The sequence below is a fragment of the Streptomyces litmocidini genome (assembly GCF_014649755.1).
GTDB classification, from domain to species: domain Bacteria; phylum Actinomycetota; class Actinomycetes; order Streptomycetales; family Streptomycetaceae; genus Streptomyces; species Streptomyces litmocidini.
The window spans coordinates 472075-495706 of the sequence record NZ_BMTQ01000005.1; the positions used below are offsets into that span (position 1 = coordinate 472075).

Sequence of the window (23632 nt, forward strand, 5' to 3'; positions counted from 1 at the left end):
ATCCTCCCGGAGCGGAACCCCCTGGCTCCGGCCGTGCCCGCCGGGCAGGCTCGGACCATGAGACTGCTGATGCTCGGAGGCACGGAGTTCGTCGGCCGCGCGATCGTCGAGGACGCGCTCGCACGGGGCTGGGAGGTGACGGTCTTCCACCGCGGCCGGCACGCGGCTCCGGCGGGGGCCGCGTCGCTGATCGGGGACCGCGCGGCCCCCGGCGGCCTCGCCGCGCTCGCCACCGGTTCCTGGGACGCCGTCGTGGACACCTGGTCGGCCGCGCCCTCGGCGGTCCGGGACGCGGCCCGGCTGCTCGCGGACCGGGCGGGGCGGTACGCGTACGTGTCGAGCCGTTCCGTGTACGCCTGGCCGCCCGCCGCCGGGCTCACGGAGGAGGGCCCGCTGGTGCAGGGCTCCCCCGACGACGGGGACGTGCCCTACCCGGAGTCCAAGCGGGGCGGCGAGCTCGCCGCCACCGCCGCCCTCGGGCCCGACCGGACGCTGCTCGTCCGGGCGGGCCTGATCCTCGGCCCGTACGAGAACGTGGGCCGGCTCCCCTGGTGGCTGGGCCGGATCGCGCGCGGCGGTCCCGTCCTCGCGCCCGGGCCGCGGACGCTGCCGATCCAGTACATCGACGTCCGCGACCTCGCCGCATGGACGCTGGACGCGGTGGCCGCCGGGCTCTCGGGGCCGTACAACCTCGTCTCGCCGCCCGGCCACACCACCATGGGCGGGCTCCTCGACGCCTGCGTACGGTCGACCGGGTCCGACGCCGAGCTGCGCTGGACGGAGCCGGAGGCGCTCCTCGCGGCCGGGGCGGCGCCCTGGACGGAGCTTCCGGGGTGGCTGCCGCCGGGCGAGACGTACGACGCGATGCACACCGCCGACGTCTCCCGGGCGCTCGCGACGGGGCTGCGGTGCCGGCCGGTGGAGGAGACGGTCGCGGACACCTGGGCGTGGCTGGAGTCCCTCGGCGGCGCCGCGCCCCAACGCCCGGACCGGCAGGGCGCCGGGCTCTCCCCGGAACGGGAGGCGGAGGTCTGGGCGGCGCTGACGAAGGGGTGAGGCCCCGAACGGGCCGCGGCCCTGCTGGGCGGTGCCCCGCCCGTGCGAGGCCGCGCCCGGCTGGGCGGCGCCCCCCGGTCCGTGTGGGACCCGCGCCCTGCGGGGCGGTGCCCCTCCCGCACCCCCCGTGTGGGCAATCGTCCCGCTGGGGCGAGGGGGGTCCCCCCTGCTCGAGCGAAGCCGAGAGCTTGGGGGAGGGTGGGCACACGGGACGGCGCCCTCCAGCGGCGCCTCCGCGTTCCGGGCCTGGACCCGCACCACGCGTGCGCCGTGCCCGTCGGTGCGGGTCCGGGCGCAGCAGCCTCGGGCGCCGACAGGGGCGCCGTTCCGTTGTGCCCACCCGTTCCGCCCCAGCGGAACGAATGCCCACAACGGCGGGGCGCCGCCCACAACGGCGGGGACGCCGCCCGCAGCGGCGGGGCGCGGGGCGGGCACCGCCCCGGCGGGCGCGGCCCGCGACGGGGGGCGGAGTGGGCGCCGTTCCGGCGGAACGGGGCGCCGGGTGTTTCGTGAGGGTCTGCTCGGAGGGGGGCGATCCATTACCGTTCGACAGGAACGTGTACGAATCGAAGGAATCGACGCCATGCCCGCCATCCCCGCCACCTCCGTCGCCAACCTCCGCGACCTCGGCGGCCTGCCGCTGGGCGACGGGCGGGCGGTCCGGCCCGGCGTCGTCCTCCGTTCCGCGCTGCTCGACCGGCTCGACCCCGACGAACCCGCCGTGGCCGGGCTCGGCATCCGTACCGTCGTCGACTTCCGGACGGCGACCGAGCGCGCCGACCGGCCGGACCGGCTGCCGCCCGGCGCCCGGCTGCTCGTCGCGGACGTCCTCGCCGACCACCTGGCCGGCAGCGGGCTGCCGCCCGCCGCGCGCCTGAAGACCCTGCTCGCCGATCCGGCGCTCGCCGAGGAGCACCTCGGCGGCGGCCGGGTCCGGGCGGCCTTCGCCCGGACCTACCGGACCTTCGTCTCCGGCGACTCCGCCCGTGCCTCCTACCGGACCCTGCTCGACGAGCTGGGCGCGCCGGGCGCGGGGCCGCTGCTCTTCCACTGCTCGGCGGGCAAGGACCGTACGGGCTGGGCGGCGACGGTCGTCCTGTCCCTGCTCGGAGCGGACGAGGAGACCGTGCGGTCCGAGTACCTGGCGGTCAACCCGGCGGTACGGCTGGCGTTCGCGCCCATGATCGAGGGCTTCACGGCGCAGGGCGGCGACCCCGAGCTCGCGCTCGAACTGATCGGTGTCCTGCCGGAGTACCTGGACGCGGCGCTCGACGAAGTGGCGGTCCGGCACGGGACGATGGAGAAGTACGTGCGGGAGGGCCTCGGCGTCCCGGACGAGGTGACGGCCCTGATCCGCGAGCGCCTGACGGTCCCGGCGGTCTGAACCTCCCCCGTGCGGGCCCGGGGTGACCATCGGAAGAATCGCTCGTTCTGCTGAACGTGAGCACCCAGGATCTCGTTCCCTCGCCCGTGGGTCCCGTCGACGTCGAACAGGCCGAGGCCGCGCTCGTCGAGCGGTATCCACGGCTCGTCCGCATCGCCTATCTCGTCCTGCCGCCGGCGCTCGGCCGCAACCGCCGGGTGCTGACCGCGCACGCCCTCGTCCAGCGGTCGCTGCCCCGCCGCCGGGTCCCGGGCCCGGCGGTGCCCGGTCCGCGACGGGACGAGGACGCGGTGGATCCGGGCTACGCGTACGTGCGGGGCGAGGTCCTGCGGCAGGCGCTGGTCGCCGGGTTGCCGCTCCGGCGCCTCGCGCTGCCGCGCCGGGCCCAGTTCCCGCCGCTGCTCCCGCACGTGTGGGGGCTCCGTCTCTTCCCCCGGGTGGGCGGCGCCGACGAGCTCGCCCTGGACCAGCGGCTGTCCCGGCTCTCCGGCCCCGGCCGCGCGGCGTACGTGCTCCGCGGTCTGGAGCGCCAGGGCGACCCGGAGGTCCTGCGCGTCCTGGCGGCGGCGGGCGTCGGGGACCCGGCGGCGGCCCTGGCGGAGGCGGACGCGGTGGACTCGACGGCGGACGCGTCGGACGCCCCGGGCGCGTCGGAGGGCCCCGCCGCCGGTGCCCGTGCGGCGTCCGGGGGCGGCCCCCGGGGCGGCCGCTCCGACCGGGTGGGCGAGCAGGCCGGTCCGGGCGGGGCCGGTGGCCGTTCCGGCGAGGGCGGGCCGGGCCGGGGCGGCGGGCGGGCCGGAGCCGGGGTCGACGGCGGCTCGGTGCCGCCGGGCGGCGGTGCCGCGTCCGGAAGGCCTCCGGGCCCGGCAGGCGGCGACCCCGCCGCCGGGAACCCCCCGGCACCGGCAGGTGCCGATGCCGTGGTCGGGAGGCCTTCGGGCTCGTCCCGTACCGGTGGTGCTCCCGGACTCCCCCGGCGGCTCAGCGGTGCGGCGCTGCTCGAGTCCGACGAGTTCGATCCGTGCGCCCTGCAGGCGCGGCCGACCGATCTGATGCGGCGGCGGCAGCACGCCCGGGCCGCGTTCGTCGCCGTCGTGGCGCTCGTGGTGTGCGGGGCGCTGCTCGGGCTGCCCGGGGACGGCTGGGGCAGAAACGGTGCTGCGGCACCCTCGTACGCCCGCAACCCCGCCGCCGAGGCCGCTCTCGACCCCGGTGCGGTCAAGCGGGTGGACCCGGCGGTCTGGCCGGGGTCGACGCGGCAGGACTTCTCCGTGTGGCCCGCGCGCGGCGGTCTGACCGGGGACGGCGCGCTGCTGCGGCGGGCGCTCGCCGTGTGGGCCCGGCCGGGCGGCTCCGTACGGTCCTCCGCGACGCCCGGGACGCCCGTCGGGCCGCCGATGGGGCCGCCGCAGCTGCTGTTCGCGGGGCGGGTCGACGCCATGCGGGTGGTGCTCTTCCACGACGGGCTGCGGGCCGTGCGGTACGCGGAGCCGGTCGAGGGGACGGCGGGCGCGGCGCTGGACTTCGCGCGGACGGACGCGGCCGACGCGGTCGGTTCGGCGGCACTGGTCGTCTCCCGTGCGGCGGGCAACGTCCGCTACCTGACGGCCCCGTGGGTGCGGGAGACGGCCGTACGGGACCTCCTCGCGCCCGCGAAGGCGCCCCGGCCGCTGGCGCGGGACGCCGACGGGGTGACCGATCCCGTGCCGGGTTCCGCGCGGAGCGGCGCCTGTACCCGGTGGAACGCCCTCCGGGTGCGGGACGGCTCGGGGACGCGGCTCCTCACCGATCTGGGCGAACTGGCCCCCGCCCGGCTGCTGTGGGGGCCGCCCGCCGCGCCCGTGGACGCGACGGGGACGGAGGCGCGGGAGGCCTGGGCGCGGACGGCGTGCCAGTTGGCGGAGGTGCGGGGGCGCGGGGTGCGGTCGGTGAACGCCTGGCGGTTCGCGCGGCAGCCGCTGCCGGGGGGCGCCGGGCACGGCACCTGGGTGTGCACGCGCGCGGAGACCTGGCGGGGCACGGGCAGCCGGGTCCTCGCCCAGTTCCTGGTCCCGTCGCCCGGCGTCCCGGCGGCGCTCGCGGCCCGCTCCGAGGGCTCGCCGGCCTGCGGGGTGCGGGATCCCCGGGTCCTGGCGGGCGTGCTGTGGCAGGCGCCGGACGGCGGCTGGTTCGTCCTGGCGGCGGGCAGCCGGGACTTCGCGTCCCTGGAGGTCTCGGGCGGGGTGAAGGGCCGTTCTGCCGGGCCGCTCCTGGCCGTGCGGGCGACGGCGGGCGCGCGGGCGGACCTGAACGGCACTCTGGGTGACGGCACGCGGAGGACGGCCCTGCGGTGACCGGGCGACGTCCGCTCCACCGTGACCGGGGGACGTCCGCTCCACCGTGACCGGGCGACGTCCGCCCCGTGGCGGCCGGGGCAGCGGCCGTCCGCGGTCACGGCGGGGCGGCCTCCGCCCCGTCGTGACCGGAGGAAACAGGAGCGAAAAGACGGCGCACGGGCCTGTTGCCGCGCCCTACCCCTCAGTACATTGACATCATGTCTAATACGCAGCCTGCACCGGTGGCGTCGGAGCACGTCGAGCTCAAGGCCCGCAAGGTCTCCTTCGACTGGGAAGAGACCCCGCTCCACTGGGTACCGGGCGACCCCTTCACCACGCACACCATCAACGTGCTGCACCTGCTGCTGCCGGCCGGCGAACGCTGGTTCGTCCACGTCTACGAGCAGGCGCTGCCGTACGTCACCGACGACCGGCTGCGCGAGGACGTCATCGGCTTCATCGGCCAGGAGGCCATCCACTCCCAGGCCCACGACGACGTCCTCCCCCACCTGCGGAAGCTGGGCCTCGACCCCACCCCGTACACCGCGCAGGTCGACTGGTTCTTCGAGAAGCTCCTCGGCGACCGCACCCTGCCGCCCGGCCGGCCGCGCCGCTGGTGGCTGATGGAGCGGGTCGCGCTGATCGCCGCCATCGAGCACTACACCGCCTTCCTCGGCGACTGGGTCCTCAACGCCGACGCGCTCGACCGGGTCGGCGCCGACCCGACCATGCTGGACCTGCTGCGCTGGCACGGCGCGGAGGAGGTCGAGCACCGCGCGGTCGCCTTCGAGCTCTTCACGCACCTCGACGGCGGCTACCGGCGCCGCGCCCGCACCTGGGCGCTCGCCTTCTCCGCGCTGGTCTTCCTCTGGCAGCGGGGCATCCGCTTCTTCATGGAGAACGACCCCACGCTGCTCGACCCGAAGGCCTCCTTCGCGGACTTCGTCCGCAAGGGCCGGCAGGGCGTGCTGCCCTCCACCCCGGCCATGCTGCGCTCCGTACCCCGCTACCTCAGCCGCGCCTACCACCCCTCCCAGGAGGGCGACACCGCGCAGGCCGTGGCCTACCTGGCCTCCTCCCCCGGCGCCAACGGAGGCCGCTGATGCCCCGGTTCACCACCGTCGCCCTCGTCGCCGGGGCCGCGCTCCTCGTCCGCCGCGCCGTCCGCAGCCGCATGTCCACGGCACCGCTCTGGCCGATGCCCGCCCTCGACGTGCCCGTCTCCGGCTACGGCCGGGGCAGCACCGTCCCGCGCAAGGTCCTGGTCGCCGGGCGCGGCACGCCCGCCGAAGGCGTCGTCGAACTCCGCCTGGAGGGCGCCGGGCTGCCCGCCTGGCAGCCGGGCGCCCACATCGACCTCGTCCTGCCCTCCGGGCTCGTCCGGCAGTACTCGCTCTGCGGCGACCCCGGCGACCCGTCGGCGTACACGGTGGCCGCCCGTCTCGTCGAGGACGGCCGGGGCGGCTCGCGCGAGGTGCACGAGCAGCTCCACGAGGGCGTGGAGATCGAGATCCGGGGGCCGCGCAACCGCTTCCCGCTGGTCGACTCCCCCGCGTACGTCTTCGTCGCCGGCGGCATCGGCATCACCCCCGTCCTGCCGATGGTCCGGGCCGCCGAGGCGGCCGGGGCGGACTGGCGGCTCGTGTACTGCGGTCGGAGCCGGGCCACGATGCCGTACCTGGCGGAGGTCGAACGGCTCGGGGGCGACCGCGTCACCGTCGTCGCCGAGGACGAATCCGGCTTCCCCGAACTGGAGTTCCTCGGCCGGCTCCCCGTCGGGACGGCCGTGTACTGCTGCGGGCCCGACGGCCTGATGGACGCCGTGGGCGCGGCGATGTCGGAGGGCCGGACGCCGCGCCTGGAGCGCTTCACGGCCGCCGCGACGACCGGCGGCACCGCCTTCGAGGTCGAACTGCGGCGCTCCGGGCGCACGTTGACGGTGGCGGCCGACCAGTCGCTCCTGTCGGCGGTCCGCGCGGAGCTGCCCGGCCTCATGTACTCCTGCCGGCAGGGCTTCTGCGGGACCTGCCGGCAGCGGGTTCTGGAGGGCGAGATCGACCACCGGGACGAACTGCTCACCGACGACGAGCGGGACGACTCGATGCTGATCTGCGTCTCGCGCTGTGCGGGGAAGCGGCTCGTCCTGGACCTGTGAGGCGCGCCCCCTACGGCAGGACCAGCCAGTCCAGGGCCAGCGCGGTGAGGAGGCCGCCCGCGAGGAGCCAGGTGCCGAGGCGGGTGCGGCCGTTGCGGGAGAGCTCGATCACGATCCCGCAGAGGATCATGGCCAGGCCGTACACGCCGACGACCAGGACGGACGTGCGGCTCGCGAGCCGGACGACGAGCACCACGGCCAGGGCGACCAGGAGCACGGACGCGGCGGCGACGCGCAGCCGCCGCGCCTGCTTCGGGGTGAGCCCCCCGCCGTGCGCGGCTTCTTCGGCGTCCTCCGAGGAGTCGTCGTCCGCCCCGTCCGGCCCTCCGGACTCCTCCGGCTCCTCGCGGACTTCGGGGGACTCCGTGGTCTCCTGGGCCTCTTCGGCCTTCCCGGGCTCGTCGGCCTCCGGGGTCTCGGCAGTCGGGGTGTCCTGGTCGGAAGCGCTCATGGGGCAGGAGCGTAACGGACGCGGTTAGGCTGTTCGTATGACGACCGGGGTGCGCCGCAGGATGGGCGTCGAGGAGCGCAAGCAGCAGCTGATCGGGGTGGCCCTCGAACTCTTCGGCCACCGCTCTCCCGATGAGGTCTCCATCGACGAGATCGCCGCGGCCGCGGGCATCTCGCGGCCGCTGGTCTACCACTACTTCCCCGGCAAGCAGAGCCTCTACGAGGCGGCGCTGCGGCGGGCTGCGGACGAGCTGGCGGCGCGCTTCGTGGAGCCGCCGCGCGGGCCGCTCGGGGCGCGGCTGCTGCGGGTGATGGGCCGGTTCTTCGACTTCGTGGACGAGCACGGGCCGGGTTTCGCGGCGCTGATGCGCGGCGGGCCCGCGGTCGGCTCGTCCACGACGAACGCGATGATCGACGAGGTCCGGCAGGCCGCGTACGAGCAGATCCTGGCCCATCTGGCGGTCGAGGCGCCCTCCGCCCGGCTCGAACTGGTCGTCCGCTCCTGGGTGTCGCTCGCCGAGTCGACGGCGCTGCTGTGGCTGGACGGCCGCCGGGTCCCGCGCGCGGAGCTGGAGCTCCAGCTCGTGCACGACTTCGCCGCGCTGGCGGCGGTGAGCGCCGCGTACGACGCGGAGATGGCCGGGATCCTGGTCGGCATCCTCGCCGACGAACCGGCCGACGGCCCGTTCGGGGACCTGGTGGCCCGCCTCGTCTCGCTGGTGCCGCAGGCCCCGCCCGCCGTGCCCGATCAGACCTTGCGGTAGGACGCTTCGAGGTCGCGGACCTCGACGGACAGCCTGACTCCCTCCCCGGCCTTGAGGTACGCGGGCAGCAGGGCGAGGACGGCCTCCGAGAGCCGTGCCTTGGCGTCGTCCGTACGGCCGGACAGCAGGGCGATCTCGACGTGGACGATGACGTCGTCGGTCGCTCCGCCGCCGACGACCACCTCCTCGACCTCCCGGAACCGGGTCTTGCAGGCGTCGAGCGTCGTGTCGACCGCCTCCACGACGAGCGGGTGCAGGGCGAGCGCGAAGCCGCGCCGGTCGAGGGGGGCGGAGTAGTCGACGGTGATCTGCGGCATGGGGGGGGTCACTCCTGGTGGAACGGGTTCGTGGCCACACCTTTACGGTGAGGGCCATGGACGCACAAGTGACCTTCCGGCAGGCGGACGAACGCGATCTGGACCTTCTGGTGGGGTTGTTCGACGGGGTGGCGCGCTGGATGGTGCGCAGCGGGATCGAGCAGTGGGAACCGGGGGCCCGGGGGCCCGGGCACTTCCGTACGCGGATCGCCGAGGGCGAGGTGTGGATCGCCGTGCACGGCGGGCGGGCCGTGGGGGCGTACGAGCTCTGGTGGGAGGACCCGGAGGTGTGGGGGCCGCGGCCGCCGGTGGCCGGGTACGTGCACCGGCTGATGACCGACCGGGAGGCGGCGCCCTCCGGTGCGGGCCGGGCGCTGCTGGCGCACGCGGAGGCGCGGATCGCGGCCTCGGGCCGGACGCTGGCGCGTCTCGACTGCGAGGCGCGCGATCCGCGCCTGGGGACGTACTACGAGGGGGCCGGGTACACGGACGCCGCCCCGCGCCTGGAGAAGGTCGGGGCGGACGGCCGTCGGTACGCGGTGCGGCTGATGGAGAAGGCCCTGGCGTGACGGACGCCGCGCCAGGGCCTCCGGTCAGGCGGTGGCCTTGAAGACGGCGACCGTCCGGGCCGGGACCGTGAAGGTGCCCGAGGCCCGGTCGTAGGCGGCCGACTTCACCACGGCGTCGGAGCCGCCGGCCTGGACCGGGTGGAGGCGGTAGCCCTTTCCGGCCAGGTCGGCGACCTTCTGCGAGGTGCCGCTCGGGGTCGCGTTGAGGACGACCACCAGGTCGCCGAGGCGCATGGTGAGGACGCCCGGGGTCTCGTCGCGGCCGGAGAGCGGGAAGGACAGGGCCTGCTGGACGCGGTCCGCCGTGGCCAGGGAGAACACCGGCTCGGTGGTGCGGATCTTCTGCAGGTCCCGGTAGGCGGCGGAGGCGCCGTCGATCTGCGCGCAGCCGACCGTGAGGGCCGGGTTCACGAGCAGCGGCTTGCCGTAGGACCACTTGGCCTTGTTGTCGGCGGCCGGCGGCAGGCCGCGGCCGAAGCCGTTGCCGTCGCGGCAGTCCCAGTGGATGGCGTTGAACCAGTCGCCGCTGTCGAAGGAGTTGCGGTCCAGGGACTTGGAGCGCAGCAGGTCCGAGCCGGCCTGGGAGAGTGCCGGGCCCTGCGAGAGGGTGGCCGTCGCCATGGCGAGGACCTGCATGCGGGCGCGGTCGGCCGGGGAGGTGTCCGCCGGCAGCTTGAAGGCGAGCGCGTCGTACAGGGACTCGTTGTCGTGGGCGTCGGTATAGGCGAGGGCGTCGCCGGGGGCGGCGGCGTATCCGGCGGGGGCGCCGTTGTAGTCGACCTGGCTGCCCTTGACCGTACGGCCCGAGGTGTCGGTGAAGGTGTAGTCGGCGAGGTTGCCGGTCAGGCCGACCTTGATGAGGTCCTGGTAGTGCAGGAGGCGGGCCTTCTGCTCGGCCGGGGTGCCGTTGGCCCTCGACGTGTTGGGGTCGGTGTAGAGGCCGGAGGCGAAGCCCTGGACGCCGGGGTCCTCGTCGAAGGGGCCGCCGCCGCGCACGGCGTCGCGGGCCCGGTCGGAGAAGGTGGCGATGCCGGTGCCGGCCATGTTCTTCTGGGTGGCCTGGACGAAGCGGGCGTCGTCGGCGACCTCGCCGAAGTTCCAGCCCTCGCCGTAGAGGACGATCGCCTTGCCGTCGACGCCGTCCTTCTCGACGGTCAGCGCGTCGAGGGCCTTGCGCACGGCGAGGATGTTGGCCTTCGGGTGGTGGCCCATGAGGTCGAAGCGGAAGCCGTCGACCTTGTACTCCTTGGCCCAGGTGACGACCGAGTCGACGACGAGCTTGCCCATCATGGCGTTCTCGGGCGCGGTGTTGGCGCAGCAGGTGGAGGTGGCGACGGAGCCGTCGGCCTGGAGGCGCTGGTAGTAGCCGGGGACGATCCGGTCGAGGACGGACTTGTCGGACTGTCCGGCGGCGACGGTGTGGTTGTAGACGACGTCCATGACGGTGCGCAGTCCGTCGCCGTTGAGGGCCTGGACCATCTGCCGGAACTCGACCGTGCGGCGGGTGCCCTCGGGGTCGGTGGCGTAGGAGCCCTCGGGAACGGTGTAGTGCAGGGGGTCGTAGCCCCAGTTGTAGGCGTCCTTCGCGGCCGCCGCGGTGACGCAGGCCTGCTGCTCCTCGGAGTCGGGGGCGTAGACCTTCAGGTCGCAGGCGGGGGTCGTCTGCGCGGACTTCTTCTCGGGGATCGTGCCGAGGTCGAAGGCCGGGAGGAGGTGGACGTAGGAGGTGCCGGAGGCGGCGAGGTCGCGGAGGTGCCGCGATCCCCTGCTGTCCTCGTCGGTGAAGGCCAGGTAGGTGCCCCGGTGGCCGGCCTCGGCCGTGGGGTCGGCGATCGAGAAGTCCCGGATGTGGAGTTCCTGGATCTGGGCGTCCCGCAGCGGCACGGCGGCGGGCTTCCTCAGGGTCTTCCAGCCGGCGGGGGCGAGCTTCGGGTCGGCGAGGTCGACGACGAGGCTGCGGGCGGAGTCGGTGGTGAGGGCGGTGGAGTAGGGGTCGGTGACCCGGTTCTCCACGACCTTCCGGGCGCTGGGGGCCCAGACCTTCACGACGTACCGGTAGGGCTTGCCCGCCCAGGTCCGGGGGCCGGTGACGGACCAGACGCCGGAGGCGGGGTCGCGCCGCATGGGCAGGGTCTTCCCGTCGAGTTCGAGGGAGACGGACCGCGCGGTGGGGGCCCACAGGGAGAGGGTGGGGCGGCCGCCGTGGAAGACCGGGCCGAGGTCCGCCTTCGTGGCCTTCGCCGCGTACAGGTCGTCGAGGACGCCGGCGGTCTGGACGCCGGTGGCGGCGAGGAGGGCGCCGTTGGCGGCGCGCTGGGTGGCGACGAGCTGGCCGCGCAGGGAGTCCCGGACGCGGTCGGCGTCGCGCGGGTCGACGGTGAAGGCCGGGTAGTCCTTGAGGTGGGGGTACTTCGCCTTCTGGGCGTCGGTGAGACCGGCCGGGGTGAGGCGGAGCCACTGGCCCTCGGTGTTCAGGGCGCCGTCGGTGACGGTGATCCCGCCGTCCTTCGCGTAGACCAGCTGCTGGCTGGTGGCGTCGGTGGTCTTCACCTTCCAGACGACGGTGTTCCGGTCGATCCACTGGGCCTCGGCCTTGCCGAGGTCGAGGTCCGGGGCGCCGCCGACGGTCGGGAGGAGGTACTTCGGCTGCCCGGAGAGCAGCCAGACCTCGTGGCCGTAGGTGGCGAGGTCGAGGGACTGGTCGGTGGGCAGGTCCTTCTCGTCGCCCTTGTGGAGGATGTACGAGAGGGAGCTCGCGCCCTCGGTGAGCGGGACCTCGTAGACCGCGCCGTACGCGTCGGTGCGGACGGGCAGGAGGGGCTTGGACCAGTCGGTGGGCTGGGCGGCGCCGGTCCAGGTGTGGAGGCCCCAGCCGTCGTAGTTCCCGTCGGCCCGCTGGTAGTGGATGACGGCCTTGGTCTTGTCGGGGGCGGCGGGGGCCGGGGCGGTGTCGGACTGGCCCTCGGCGCCCTGGGTGATCCAGACCTCGCCGGTGCGGCCGAGGTTGACGCTGCGCTGCGGCCCGTCGGCGGCGCCGTCCTTCTCGACGGTGTACGGGACGGTGGAGGCGCCCTCGGGGACCTTGACCCAGGCGAAGGCGCCGAAGGCGTCGCGTCCGGTGAAGGCGGTCTCCTGGCCGGCGGCCTTCAGCTTCCAGCCGTCGTAGTCCCCGCCCTCGCGCCGGTAGTGCACGACGGCGTAGGGGCGCTCGACGGCGACCGGCTTCTCGGGGGCCGGGGGTGCGCCGGCGGTGGTGGCGGCGAGGGCGCTCGCGGTGCGGCCGGCGCCGTCCACGACGACGGCCTTGTAGCGCAGGGCGGTGCCGGCGGGGGCGGTGACGTGCTGGGTGACCTTGTAGGGGGCGTGGTCGGCGGTGCCGAGGGTCTGCCAGCGGCCGTCGCCGACCTGGGCGGCGAAGACGACCCGGTTCAGGCCGTCGCCGGTGACGTCGGCGGAGAGTTCGACGGTGCCGGTGGAGCCGGCGGCCGGGGCCTTCAGGGTGACGGCGGGCTTCGTGGCGGGAGCCGGGAGCGGCGCGTCGGCCTTGAGGACGAGGGAGGAGAGGGCCGGGACGGTGACGGTGACCTCGCCGTGGGAAGCCGTGACGGCGCCCCGGCCCCCGTACAGGGCGCGCAGGCCGGTGGAGTCGACGGGGACGGTGACGGTCTTCGCGGTGGTGGCGCCGTTGACGGCGACCAGGTACTCGGTCCGCGTCTTCGGGTCGGTGCGGGTGAAGGCGTAGACGGAGCCCTCGGCGTACCGTTCCCGCTGGACGCCGTCGCGGAGGGCCGGGTTCTCCCGGGTGAGCTTCGCGAGGGCGGCGATCGAGCGGTAGAGCGGGTGCGTGGGGTCGTAGGCGTCGGAGGCGTGGGTGCGGTCGGTGCCGAGCTGGTCGTCGTCGAGGTAGTCGGCGGCCTTCGAGGCGAAGAGGGTCTGGCGGGCGTCCTTGTCGCCGCCGGGGCCGGTGAAGCCCTGCTCGTCGCCGTAGTAGACCACCGGGTTGCCCCGGGAGAGGAACATCAGCTCGTTGGCGAGGCGGTCGCGGCGGACGAGTTCCTCGTCGGAGGCGTCGGGGTTGTCCTGCTTGAGGAAGGTGCCGATGCGGCCCATGTCGTGGTTGCCGAGGAAGGTCACCTGCTCGTAGGCGTTGGCCTTGTCGGTGGTGTACCGGTAGTCCTCGGCGAAGACCTCGGCGAGGCGGTCGGCGCCGGCGCCCTGGGAGGCGAAGGCGCGGGCGGCGTCCTGGAAGGGGAAGTCGAGGGTGGCGTCGAGCCGGCCCCGGGTGACGTACGGGGAGGTGACGGCGGTGTCGGCGGAGTACACCTCGCCGAACATGAAGAAGTCCTCGCGGCCCTGCTTCTTGGCGTACGCGTCGAGGGCGGTGGCCCACTGCGTCCAGAAGTCGAGGTCCACGTGCTTGACGGTGTCGATGCGGAACCCGTCGATGTCGAAGTCGCGGACCCACTTCTCGTAGATCCTCTTCATGCCGTCGACGACCTCGGGGCGCTCGGTCCACAGGTCGTCGAGGCCGACGAAGTCGCCGTACTCGGCGGACTCCCCGGCCCAGGTGGAGTCGCCCCGGTTGTGGTACATCGTGGGGTCGTCGAGCCAGGACGGGACCTTGCCGCCGGTCGTCGTCGGCGTGTACGGGAACGAGTCCGCGTCCACCTTCCCGATCGCGGTCCGGTCGTCGAAGGGGCGGCCGGAGGCGTCGAGGTAGGGGTAGGCGCCCTTGGGGCGGTAGCCGTACTTCTTCTCGGCGTAGTCGACGGTGTCGGCGGTGTGGTTGGTGATGACGTCGAAGAAGACCTTCATGCCCTTGGCGTGGGCGGCGGCGATCAGCCTCTTCAGGTCGTCGTTGGTCCCGAAGTGGGGGTCGACCTGGGTGAAGTCGGTGATCCAGTAGCCGTGGTAGCCGGCGGAGGCGTCCTTGCCGGTGCCCTGGACGGGCCGGTTCTTGAAGATCGGCGCCATCCAGATGGCGGTGGTGCCCAGGCCCTTGATGTAGTCGAGCCGCTCGGTCAGGCCCTTGAGGTCGCCGCCCTGGTAGAAGCCCTTGTCGGTGGGGTCGAAGCCGGTCTCCGTACGGCTGCCGGTGAGGCCGCCCCGGTCGTTGGCGGTGTCGCCGTTGGCGAAGCGGTCGGGCAGGACGAAGTAGAACTGCTCGCGGGTCAGGTCGTGCCGGGCGGGCTGGGCGGCGAGCGCCTCGTCGGAGGGCGGGGCGGGGGCCCTGCCGGCGGCGGTGGCCGTGGCGGGGACGGCGGGCACGAGGGCGGCGCACAGCGCGGCGGCCAGCGCGACCGCCGTTCTCTTGCGTATCACGGGGGTGCTCCCTGGAGGTACGGGAAGAGAGGGCCGCCCCGGCGGGGCGGCCCTTGCGGAGAGGGGAGGAGCGTCGGGCGGGCCCTAGTTGCGGAAGGTGTCGTTCAGGACGAGCTGGCCCGAGGCGGGGACGGTCGCGGTGCGGTTGGCGCCGGACTCCCAGGTGACGTTTCCGGCCGCGTCCTTGCGGATGTACTTGTACTCGAAGGACGTTCCGGCGGGCAGGGACACCGTCAGCTTCCAGACGGGGTACGCGGCCGGGTCGAGTTTGAGGGCGGAGGCGGGGGCCCAGTTGCCGAGCTCGGCGCGGTTGCCGGTGACGTAGACGTTCTGGCCGGTGACCGTGGTGGCGTTCACGTTGAAGGAGGCGCCGGCGGCGACCGGCTGCGTGCCGCAGCTCATGGCCCCGGTGTGCAGGGCGAGGGCGGTGTTCGCGGCGAGGGTGGCCGTGAACTGTCCGGAGGAGTCGACCGTGACGGCGGTGTTCGACTGCACGTCGCAGTAGGTGCCGGCGGGCAGGGAGGTCTGGAAGGTCCTGGTGAGGGCGGAGGGCTCGTGGTTGATCGCCACGTACGCCTTGGAGCCGCGGCCGAACGCGATCGCGTTGCCGCCGTTGTCCCACCAGTTCGTGACGGCCTGCCCGCGGGCGGTGTTGCGGAAGGCCACCATGGAGGAGATCTCGCGCCAGGCGTGCTGGCACTTCCAGCCGTCGCTGTAGCAGGCGTTCACCTGGTGGTTGTTGGGGGCGCCGGCGTCCTTGTCGGTCCACTCGTAGCCGGAGTGGACGTCGGGGGAGCCGTAGGGCCAGGCGAGCATGAAGACGGAGGCGAGGGTGTAGTTCGCGCCGTCCTTGTAGTTCAGGGTGTCGCCGCCGCGCTCGGTGTCGTGGTTGTCGACGAAGACGCCGCTCTGGCCGGAGGGCATGTAGCCCCAGGCCTCGCCGAAGTTCTTGAGGTAGGCGAGCTTCTCGTTCTGCAGGATCCGCTTGAGGTCGCGGGCGTAGCGGAACTCCTGGACGTCGCCGTTGCCGAGGTACTCGCTCGGGGAGACGGCCTCGCCGGCGCCGTAGATGGCCTCCTGCTTCCAGTAGACGGAAGGGTTCGTCAGCCGGGACTTGATGTTCGCGAGGTCGGCGGCCGGCATGTGCTTGGCGGCGTCGACGCGGAAGCCGTCGACGCCGAGCGACAGCAGGTCGTTCATGTACCCGGCTATCCGGCCGCGGACGTAGTCCTCGCCGGTGTCGAGGTCGGGGAGCTGGACCAGTTCGCAGTTCTGGACGTTGGCGCGGTCCTGGTAGTTGGAGATGGCGGAGCGGCAGTCGTCCATGTCCGCCCCGGAGTAGAGGCCCGGGTAGTCGTACTTGGAGAACGGGGTCCCGCCCGTTCCCGTGCCCGAGGCGTTCGCCATGTGGTTGATCACGCTGTCGGCGACGACCTTCACACCGGCGGCGTGGCAGGTGTCGACCATGCTCTTGAAGGCCGCGCGGTCACCGAGCGGACCGGCGATCTTGTAGCTGACCGGCTGGTAGGCGGTCCACCACTGGGGGCCCTGGATGCGCTCCTGGGGCGGGGACACCTGGACGTATCCGTATCCGGCGGGGCCGAGCTGGTCGGTGCAGGCCTTGGCCACCGAGGCGAAGTTCCATTCGAACATCACCGCGGTGACGTCCTTCTCGCCGGGCGGGGCGGCCTGCGCCGGGGCGTTGCCCGTGACGGCCACAGCGGCTCCCGCCATGAGGGCGAGTGCAGCTGCCACGGTCTTTCTGGCCATGTCTCCTCCTGCTGACTTCACTGTCGCAAGAAGTTGCCGAAAAAATCAGCAACTGTTTTCAGCCGTGACCGTATGAGTGCCCCGGCGCCCGGTCAACCCTCCGGACACCTCGACGTAACTTGTTACGAAAGGACGTGCGGAAGCCGGCCGGGCGGCTGCGCCGTGGAACCGCGCACCACCAGCTCCGGCTGGAAGACGAACTCCGTGCGCTGCACCGGATTCCCCTCGATCTCCTCCAGGAGCGCGCCGACGGCCGCCGTCGCCATGGCCTGCACGGGCTGGCGCACGGTGGAGAGCGGGGGGCTGGTGAAGGCGATGAGCGGCGAGTCGTCGAAGCCGACGACGGAGACGTCGCCGGGCACGTCGAGGCCGCGGGCGCGCACCGCGCGGATCACGCCGAGCGCCATCAGGTCGGAGCCGCAGACGATGCCCGTACAGCCCTCGCGGAGGAGGATGTCGGCGGCCGCGTGCCCGCCCTCGACGCCGAAGAGCGTGGGTCTGATGAACCGTTCGGCCTCGGCCCGTTCGACGCCGAGGAGCTCGTACAGCTCGGCGGTGAAGCCCTCGGCCTTGCGGCGCGAGGGCACGTAACGGGTGGGGCCGACGGCGAGGCCGATCCGCTCGTGGCCCAGCTCGACCAGGTGCCGGACGGCCATCCTGGCCGCGGCCCGGTCGTCCGGGGAGACGAAGTTGGCGTCGATGTGCTCGTTGTAGCCGTTGATGAGGACGTACGGGACGCCGCGCTCGGTCAGCCGGGCGTAGCGCGCGGGATCGGCGGTGGCGTCCGCGTGCAGCCCGGAGAGGAAGACGATGCCGGCCACCCCGCGTTCCACCAGCTGGTCGACGAGTTCGTCCTCGGTGGCGCCGCCGGGCATCTGGGTGCAGAGGACCGGGGTGTAGCCGTGCCCGGCGAGGACCTGTTCGACGACCTGCGCGAAGGCCGGGAAGATCGGGTTGGTCAGCTCGGGCACGACGAGCCCGACGAGGCCCGCGCTGCGGCGTCTGAGCCGTACGGGACGCTCGTAGCCGAGCACGTCGAGCGCCGCCAGGACCTTGTGCCGGGTCGTGCCGGCCACCCCCGCCTTGCCGTTGAGGACCCGGCTGACGGTGGCCTCGCTGACCCCGGACTGGGCGGCGATGTCCGCGAGCCGCGGGGCGCCGTTCCCGGCGCCCCGCGGCAGGGGGATCGTCACGCCGCCCACCAGACGGTGGTGTCGGCGGGCAGCTCCACCGTCCCCTCCCCGGCGGAGCCGCCCACCTCCTCGTTGGAGAGGAGATACCGGCCGGGCAGCGGGACGGTGATGGCCCGGCCGGTGGTGTTGGCGGTGCAGACGAATCCGCCGCGGCGGAAGGAGAGCACACCCTCGGGTGCCTCCAGCCACTCGACGGAGTCGCCCGCACCGAGTTCGGGGCGCTCGCGCCGGACGGCGAGCGCGCTGCGGTACAGCTCCAGGGTGGAGCCGGGGTCGCCGGTCTGCGCCTCGACGCTCAGGGCGCTCCAGGTCGCGGGCTGCGGCAGCCAGGAGCCGCCGTCGCCGAAGCCGTACGAGGAGCCCTCGACGGTCCACGGGATCGGCACCCGGCAGCCGTCGCGGAAGCCGTCCTGGCCGCTGGCCCGCCAGAACGACGGGTCCTGCCGGACCTCGTCGGGCAGGTCGGTGACGTCCGGCAGGCCGAGCTCCTCGCCCTGGTAGACGTAGGCGGAGCCGGGCAGGGCCAGCATGAGCAGGGTCGCGGCGCGGGCGCGGCGCAGGCCGAGCTCGCGGTCGCCGGCCTCGCGGAGCTGGGTGCCGAGGCCCGCCGGGTTGGCGAAGCGGGTGGCGTGCCGGGTGACGTCGTGGTTGGACAGCACCCAGGTGGTGGGGGCGCCGACCGGGCGCATCGCGTCGAGCGAGGCGTCGATGACGGCGCGGAGCTCGGCGGCGTCCCAGTGGGTGCCCAGGTACTGGAAGTTGAAGGCCTGGTGCATCTCGTCGGGGCGCACGTAGTTCGCGGTGCGGGCGACGGTCGGGGTCCACGCCTCGGCGACGAGGATGCGCTCGCCGTCGTACTCGGCGAGGATCTGCCGCCAGGAGCGGTAGATCTGGTGGACGCCGTCCTGGTCGAAGAAGGGCATGACGTCGTTGCCGAGCAGCTTCAGCTGGTCGTGGGCGCCGATGTCGGGCAGGCCCGCGGCCTTGACCAGGCCGTGGGCGACGTCGACGCGGAAGCCGTCGACGCCCATGTCGAGCCAGAACCGCAGGATGGAGCGGAACTCGTCGCGGACCGCGGGGTGCTCCCAGTTGAAGTCGGGCTGCTCCGGGGCGAAGAGGTGGAGGTACCACTCGCCGGGGGTGCCGTCCGGGTTCTCCGTACGGGTCCAGGCGGGGCCGCCGAAGATGGACTCCCAGTCGTTGGGCGGGAGTTCGCCGTTCTTCCCCTTGCCGGGGCGGAAGTGGTAGCGCTCGCGGAGCACCGAGCCGGGGCCCTCGCGCAGGGCGCGCTGGAACCACTCGTGCTGGTCGGAGGAGTGGTTGGGGACCAGGTCGACGATGATGCGCAGGCCCAGTTCGTGGGCCTCGCGGATCAGCGCGTCGGCGTCGAGGAGCGAGCCGAACATGGGGTCGATGGCCCGGTAGTCGGCGACGTCGTAGCCGGCGTCGGCCTGCGGCGAGGCGTAGAACGGGGAGAGCCAGACGGCGTCGACGCCGAGCTCCTTGAGGTACGGCAGCCGGCTGCGGACGCCCTCCAGGTCGCCCATGCCGTCGCCGTTTCCGTCGGCGAAGCTGCGCGGGTAGACCTGGTAGATCACGGCGTCTCTCCACCAGCCCGTGTGCGTGCCGGTGGTGTGGGCGTCGGCCGGGGTGGCGAGATGCTGGGTCATGTCTTCCCTGGGAGGTAAGGAGGGGGGTACGGGCGGGGCGCTCAGGACCGTCAGCCCTTGACGGCGCCGGCGGACATGCCGGTGACCAGGTGCCGCTGGGCGAAGAGGAACACCAGGGCGGCGGGGACGGCGATCAGCACGGAGGCCGCGGACATCGGGCCCCACTGGGCGCCGTACTGGTTGACGAACTTCTGGAGTCCGCCGGCGAGCGTGAGGTTCTCGTCGCCGACCATGAAGGCGGAGGCGTAGGCGACCTCGCCCCAGGCGGTGATGAAGGAGTAGAAGGCGGTGACCGCGATGCCCGGCTTGGCGAGCGGCAGGATGAGCCGCCAGAAGGTGCCGAACGGGGTGAGGCCGTCGACGTAGCCGGACTCGTCGATCTCGCGCGGGATGGTGTCGAAGAAGCCCTTCATCATCCACGCGCAGAACGGGACGGCGATGGTCAGGTACGTGATGACCAGGCCGGCCGGCTGGTTGAGCAGGCCCATCGTCGCCATGATGTTGTAGATCGGCACGATCAGGACGGCGACCGGGAACATCTGGGTGACGAGCAGCGTCCACATCAGGCCGCGCTTGCCGGGGAAACGGAAGCGGCTGACGGCGTAGCCCGTGGTGGCGGAGACGAAGACGCCGAGGACGGTGGTGAGGCCGGCGACGAGCAGCGAGTTGCCGAACCAGGTGAGGAACGGGGTGTCGTTCAGCAGGTTCGTGTAGTTCTCGAACGTCGTCTCTCTGAAGAAGTCCGTGGTGGTCGCGAACTTCGCCGGCTTCAGCGAGGTCAGCAGGACCCACAGCACCGGGAAGACGGCGATCACGGAGGCGACGATCAGCGTGAGGTGCAGGCCGACCGAGGCGAGCGGGGAGCGGCGGCCCCGGACCGGGGCGTTCAGGGTCTGGGGGGTGGGGGTCGTGGTGGTCACCAGACTTCTCCCTGCTTGCGGAGGACGCGCTGGTAGAACGCGGCGAAGACCATCAGGAGGACCAGGATGAGCACGCCCCACGTGGACGACTGGGCGAAGTCGCGCGGGCTGACCTCGAAGGAGAACTTGTAGGCCTGGGTGACGAGGATCTGGGTGGCCTCGCCGGGCCCGCCCCGGGTGAGCAGGAAGATCACCGGGAACATGTTGAAGGTCCAGATGGTGCTCAGCAGGACCACGGTGGTGCTGACGGACCGGAGCCCCGGCATGGTGATGTGCCGGAAGCGCTGCCAGGCGCTCGCGCCGTCCATCTCGGCGGCCTCGTACAGCTCGCCGGGGATGGACTGGAGTCCGCCGAGGAGGGCGACCATCATGAACGGGACGCCGAGCCAGACGTTGGTCGCGATGACCGAGAGCTTGGCCCAGGTCGGGTCGTTGAGCCACGGGACGGCGTCGATGCCGCCGCCCGCGAGGACCTTGTTGAGCAGGCCGTTGTCCTGGTTGTAGAGGAAGCGCCAGGCGAAGACGGAGACGAAGCCGGGCACGGCCCAGGGCAGGATCAGCATCAGCCGGTAGGCGGAGCGGCCGGCGATCCTCCGGTTCAGGATGTTGGCGAGGCCGAGGCCGAGGGCGAACGTCAGCGACACGCAGGACACGGTCCAGACGACCGTCCAGCCCAGCGTCCCGAGGAACTGGCCCCCGGTGATCGCGTCGGTGTAGTTGTCCAGGCCGACGAACTCGTAGCTGGCCGGGATCTGGTTGACACCGATGGACCGCGCGACGTTCCGCTCGTTGGCGTCGGTCAGCGACAGGTAGATGCCGCGGACCAGCGGGTAGCCGATGATCACGGCGATCACGATCGTCACCGGAGCGACCATCGCCCAGGCGTACCAGTGGGTGGAGAGGGAGCGCTTCGACGCGCCCCGGTGACTGCCAGTTCCGCGGCTCCGACCGCGGGCGACGGAGTCGCCCGCGGTCTTCACCACCGACTGGCTGGGGGTGTCCACAGCCATCAGCCGGCCTGCCTTCCTGTTACTTCCAGTCCTTCAGGAGCTTGCGGTAGCCGTCGCCCACCGTCTTGGCTCCCGTCTCCGGGGTGGTCTGGCCGGTCAGGACCTTGGTGTACTCGGTGACGAGCGGCGCGAAGAGGCTGCCGGTCTCCGGGATCCAGGGGCGCTCGACGGCCTTGTCGACGACCGGCTTGAAGAAGGCGATCATCTCGTTGGTCGCGACGTCCGGCTTGATGTAGACCGACTCGCGGGTGGGGAGGAGGCTGAGCTCCTTCGAGACCTTCGCCTGGGTCTCGGCCGAGGTCATGTACTCGGCGAAGGCGTAGGAGGCGTCGAGGTTCTTCGAACCGGCGTAGACGGCGAGGTTGTGGCCGCCCTGCGGGGCGCCCTGGCCGCCCGAGCCGGCCGGGACCGGGGCGATGCCCAGGTTGGCCTTGTCGGCGAACTCCTTGCCGGTGTAGGTGTCGGCGACGGCCCAGGGGCCGTTGATCATCATGGCGACCTTGCCTTCCTTGAAGGCGGTCTGCATGTTGTTCCAGCCGTCGGTCGCGTCCGTCTTGGCCGCACCGGAGTCGACCAGGTCCTTGACGACCTTGAAGGCCTTCACGCCGGCCGGGTTGTCGACGGTGATCTTCTTGTTCTCGGCGTCGACCAGGTCGCCGCCCTCGCCGTACAGGAAGGAGAGGAACCAGTAGGCGTCGTCGCCGCGCAGGTACAGGCCGGTCTTGCCGGTCTTCTGCTTGATCTTGGCGGAGACGGACTTGAGCTCGTCGATGGTCTTGGGGACCGCGACGCCGGCGTCCTTGAAGATCTTCTTGTTGTAGAAGATGCCCATGGAGTCGATGACCTGCGGGACCGCGTAGGTCTTGCCGTTGTACTTGGTGGAGGCCGCCGCCTGCTTGAGGAAGTCGCCCTGGTCCTTGAGGGCCGGGGTGCCGTCCAGCGGGGCGAGGTAGCCGAGGTCGGCGAACTCGGGGGTCCAGGCGACCTCGGAGCGGATGACGTCGGGCGCGCCGGAGCCGGACTGCGCGGCGTTCTTGAACTTGTTCTGGGCCTCGCCGAAGGGCACGTTCACGTACTTGACGGTGACCTTGGGGTGCGCCTTGGTGAAGTCCTCGGCGACCTTCTTGAAGACCTTGTCCTCGGACCCGACCGTGGAGGTGTCCCACCAGGTCACGGTGCCGGAGAGCTCGCCCGAGCCCTTCGAGCCGCCGTTGGAACCGCTGTCGCTGCCGCCGCACGCCGCCAGGGTCACGCCCAGGGCCGCGACCAGCGCGGTAGCCGCTATGCCACGCCGCATGTGAACTCCTTCGATGATCCCGGGGGTGACGAGGGGCTGAACCTTCCTCATGCGACCGCTCCCTCGCGGCGCTCCGGGTTGCCAGGAACGTAACAGGGATGAAAACGCGCCGAAAGACCTTGCGGGAACTTTCTGCAAGCTCCGGCGATCGTTACATTCACGTGTCCCGAAGGTTGCCGAAGGATCGCTTGACAGGGGCGATCGTCCCCCTTTCCCGCCCGAACGCCCCCCGCAAGGCGACGGCAAGGACTGCAAGGCCTTGCAGCAGGACGGCACCGGGGCGATCCGGCGGTAGCGGTGGGCAATACGCCCCGTGACCGGTACAGTCCTTCCTCATGACCGCGCGGCTCTCCGACATCGCAGCCCAGGCGGGGGTCAGTGAGGCCACAGTCAGCCGCGTGCTCAACGGCAAGGCGGGAGTGGCCGCCGCCACCCGCGAATCCGTCCTTGCCGCCCTCGACGTGCTCGGCTACGAACGGCCCGTGCGTCTGCGGCAGCGCAGCGCGGGGCTCGTCGGCCTCATCACCCCCGAGCTGGACAACCCGATCTTCCCCGCCCTCGCCCAGGTCATCGGGCAGGCCCTGACCCGGCAGGGGTACACCCCGGTCCTCGCCACCCAGACCCCCGGCGGGTCCACCGAGGACGAGCTCACCGACATGCTGGTGGAGCGCGGCGTCGCCGGCATCATCTTCGTCTCCGGCCTGCACGCCGACACCACCGCCGACATGACGCGCTACGACCAGCTGCGCGGCAAGGGCGTCCCGTACGTCCTCCTCAACGGCTTCTCCCCGAAGGTCCAGGCGCCCTTCGTCTCCCCCGACGACCGGGCGGCGATGCGGCTGGCCGTGACGCACCTGGCCGCGCTCGGGCACACGCGGATCGGCCTGGCCGTCGGGCCGAAGCGGTTCGTGCCGGTGCTGCGCAAGATAGAGGGCTTCCAGCAGGGCATGGCGGAGCGGTTCGGCCTCTCCTCCGAGGAGTCCGAGGAGCTGATCCAGCACTCCCTCTACACCCTGGAGGGCGGCCAGGCCGCGGCCGGGGCTCTGCTCTCCCGCGGCTGCACGGCGGTCGTCTGCGCGAGCGACATGATGGCGCTCGGAGCGATCCGGGCGGCCCGGCAGCAGGGGCTGGACGTCCCCCGGGACGTCTCGGTCGTCGGTTTCGACGACTCTCCGCTCATAGCGTTCACCGACCCGCCGCTCACCACGATCCGGCAGCCGGTGCAGGCGATGGGGCAGGCCGCGGTCCGCGCGCTCCTGGAAGAAGTGGGGGGCACCCCGGCTCCGCACTCCGAGTTCGTCTTCATGCCTGAACTGGTGGTTCGCGGTTCGACCGCGTCGGCGCCCTCCCCCGCGCGCACTCCTTCCTGAGGCGGAGCGGGTGCAGCCCGAACCCGACCGAGGGATGATCGGTCGGGGGGCGGGATCTGGCAGACTCTCT

At 72.9% G+C, this 23632-nt stretch carries 17 protein-coding genes; 8 read left to right on the forward strand and 9 right to left on the reverse strand.

Going from position 1 to position 23632, the window contains the following annotated elements; genetic code table 11:
• Window positions 1-57: 57 nt before the first annotated feature.
• The 5 genes from IE180_RS14360 to IE180_RS14380 all read left to right on the forward strand — a co-directional run bounded on the left by IE180_RS14360 (window position 58) and on the right by IE180_RS14380 (window position 6910).
• On the forward strand, window positions 58-1056 hold the full coding sequence (locus tag IE180_RS14360) for an NAD-dependent epimerase/dehydratase family protein (protein ID WP_190157244.1): 999 nt from the start codon (window positions 58-60) through the stop codon (window positions 1054-1056).
• A 583-nt stretch (window positions 1057-1639) separates the two neighbouring features.
• Complete coding sequence (locus IE180_RS14365; protein WP_190157245.1) at window positions 1640-2440, forward strand: tyrosine-protein phosphatase; 801 nt, start codon at window positions 1640-1642, stop codon at window positions 2438-2440.
• Window positions 2441-2496: 56 nt separating this feature from the next.
• Entirely contained in the window at window positions 2497-4773 is a 2277-nt protein-coding gene (locus tag IE180_RS14370) for a hypothetical protein (protein WP_190157246.1), read from the forward strand.
• Window positions 4774-4973: 200 nt separating this feature from the next.
• The gene (locus IE180_RS14375; protein ID WP_190157247.1) at window positions 4974-5858 is read left to right on the forward strand and encodes a metal-dependent hydrolase; all 885 of its coding nucleotides are present in this window, start codon (window positions 4974-4976) and stop codon (window positions 5856-5858) included.
• The gene (locus tag IE180_RS14380) at window positions 5858-6910 is read left to right on the forward strand and encodes a PDR/VanB family oxidoreductase (protein ID WP_190157248.1); all 1053 of its coding nucleotides are present in this window, start codon (window positions 5858-5860) and stop codon (window positions 6908-6910) included. The genes IE180_RS14375 and IE180_RS14380 overlap by 1 nt, the downstream gene beginning before the upstream one ends.
• A 10-nt stretch (window positions 6911-6920) precedes the next feature.
• Here IE180_RS14380 and IE180_RS14385 read toward each other — a convergent pair whose 3' ends face one another.
• A complete protein-coding gene (locus IE180_RS14385) occupies window positions 6921-7361 on the reverse strand; it encodes a hypothetical protein (protein ID WP_190157249.1) in 441 nt (146 codons plus the stop codon).
• 37 nt (window positions 7362-7398) lie between these two features.
• Between IE180_RS14385 and IE180_RS14390 the strand changes: the two genes are divergently transcribed.
• A complete protein-coding gene (locus IE180_RS14390; protein ID WP_190157250.1) occupies window positions 7399-8124 on the forward strand; it encodes a TetR/AcrR family transcriptional regulator in 726 nt (241 codons plus the stop codon).
• Here IE180_RS14390 and IE180_RS14395 read toward each other — a convergent pair.
• Window positions 8109-8441, reverse strand: coding sequence for a 5-carboxymethyl-2-hydroxymuconate Delta-isomerase (locus IE180_RS14395; RefSeq protein WP_190157251.1), 333 nt, complete (start codon window positions 8439-8441; stop codon window positions 8109-8111). The genes IE180_RS14390 and IE180_RS14395 overlap by 16 nt on opposite strands.
• A gap of 56 nt (window positions 8442-8497) precedes the next feature.
• Between IE180_RS14395 and IE180_RS14400 the strand changes: the two genes are divergently transcribed.
• Window positions 8498-9010 carry a GNAT family N-acetyltransferase gene (locus tag IE180_RS14400; protein WP_190157252.1) on the forward strand — a complete coding sequence of 171 codons (513 nt, stop codon included), beginning with the start codon at window positions 8498-8500 and terminating at the stop codon, window positions 9008-9010.
• Between the two features lie 24 nt (window positions 9011-9034).
• Here IE180_RS14400 and pulA read toward each other — a convergent pair whose 3' ends face one another.
• From pulA to IE180_RS14435, 7 genes are all read right to left on the reverse strand, one after another.
• Entirely contained in the window at window positions 9035-14332 is a 5298-nt protein-coding gene (pulA, locus tag IE180_RS14405; protein WP_229860473.1) for a pullulanase-type alpha-1,6-glucosidase, read from the reverse strand.
• Between the two features lie 84 nt (window positions 14333-14416).
• On the reverse strand, window positions 14417-16102 hold the full coding sequence (locus tag IE180_RS14410; RefSeq protein ID WP_190157253.1) for a carbohydrate-binding module family 20 domain-containing protein: 1686 nt from the start codon (window positions 16100-16102) through the stop codon (window positions 14417-14419).
• A 122-nt stretch (window positions 16103-16224) separates the two neighbouring features.
• Complete coding sequence (locus IE180_RS14415; protein WP_190157254.1) at window positions 16225-17304, reverse strand: LacI family DNA-binding transcriptional regulator; 1080 nt, start codon at window positions 17302-17304, stop codon at window positions 16225-16227.
• Window positions 17292-18965 (reverse strand): glycoside hydrolase family 13 protein, encoded by a 1674-nt coding sequence (locus IE180_RS14420; protein WP_190157255.1) that lies wholly within the window; start codon window positions 18963-18965, stop codon window positions 17292-17294. The genes IE180_RS14415 and IE180_RS14420 overlap by 13 nt, the downstream gene beginning before the upstream one ends.
• A 50-nt stretch (window positions 18966-19015) precedes the next feature.
• Window positions 19016-19888 (reverse strand): sugar ABC transporter permease, encoded by an 873-nt coding sequence (locus IE180_RS14425; protein WP_373302773.1) that lies wholly within the window; start codon window positions 19886-19888, stop codon window positions 19016-19018.
• Window positions 19882-20895 (reverse strand): carbohydrate ABC transporter permease, encoded by a 1014-nt coding sequence (locus IE180_RS14430; RefSeq protein ID WP_190157257.1) that lies wholly within the window; start codon window positions 20893-20895, stop codon window positions 19882-19884. The genes IE180_RS14425 and IE180_RS14430 overlap by 7 nt, the downstream gene beginning before the upstream one ends.
• Before the next feature lie 19 nt (window positions 20896-20914).
• Window positions 20915-22192 carry an extracellular solute-binding protein gene (locus IE180_RS14435; protein WP_190157383.1) on the reverse strand — a complete coding sequence of 426 codons (1278 nt, stop codon included), beginning with the start codon at window positions 22190-22192 and terminating at the stop codon, window positions 20915-20917.
• A gap of 335 nt (window positions 22193-22527) precedes the next feature.
• Here IE180_RS14435 and IE180_RS14440 point away from each other — a divergent pair, with 335 nt between their 5' ends.
• The gene (locus IE180_RS14440; protein WP_190157258.1) at window positions 22528-23562 is read left to right on the forward strand and encodes a LacI family DNA-binding transcriptional regulator; all 1035 of its coding nucleotides are present in this window, start codon (window positions 22528-22530) and stop codon (window positions 23560-23562) included.
• The last annotated feature ends 70 nt before the right edge of the window (window positions 23563-23632 follow it).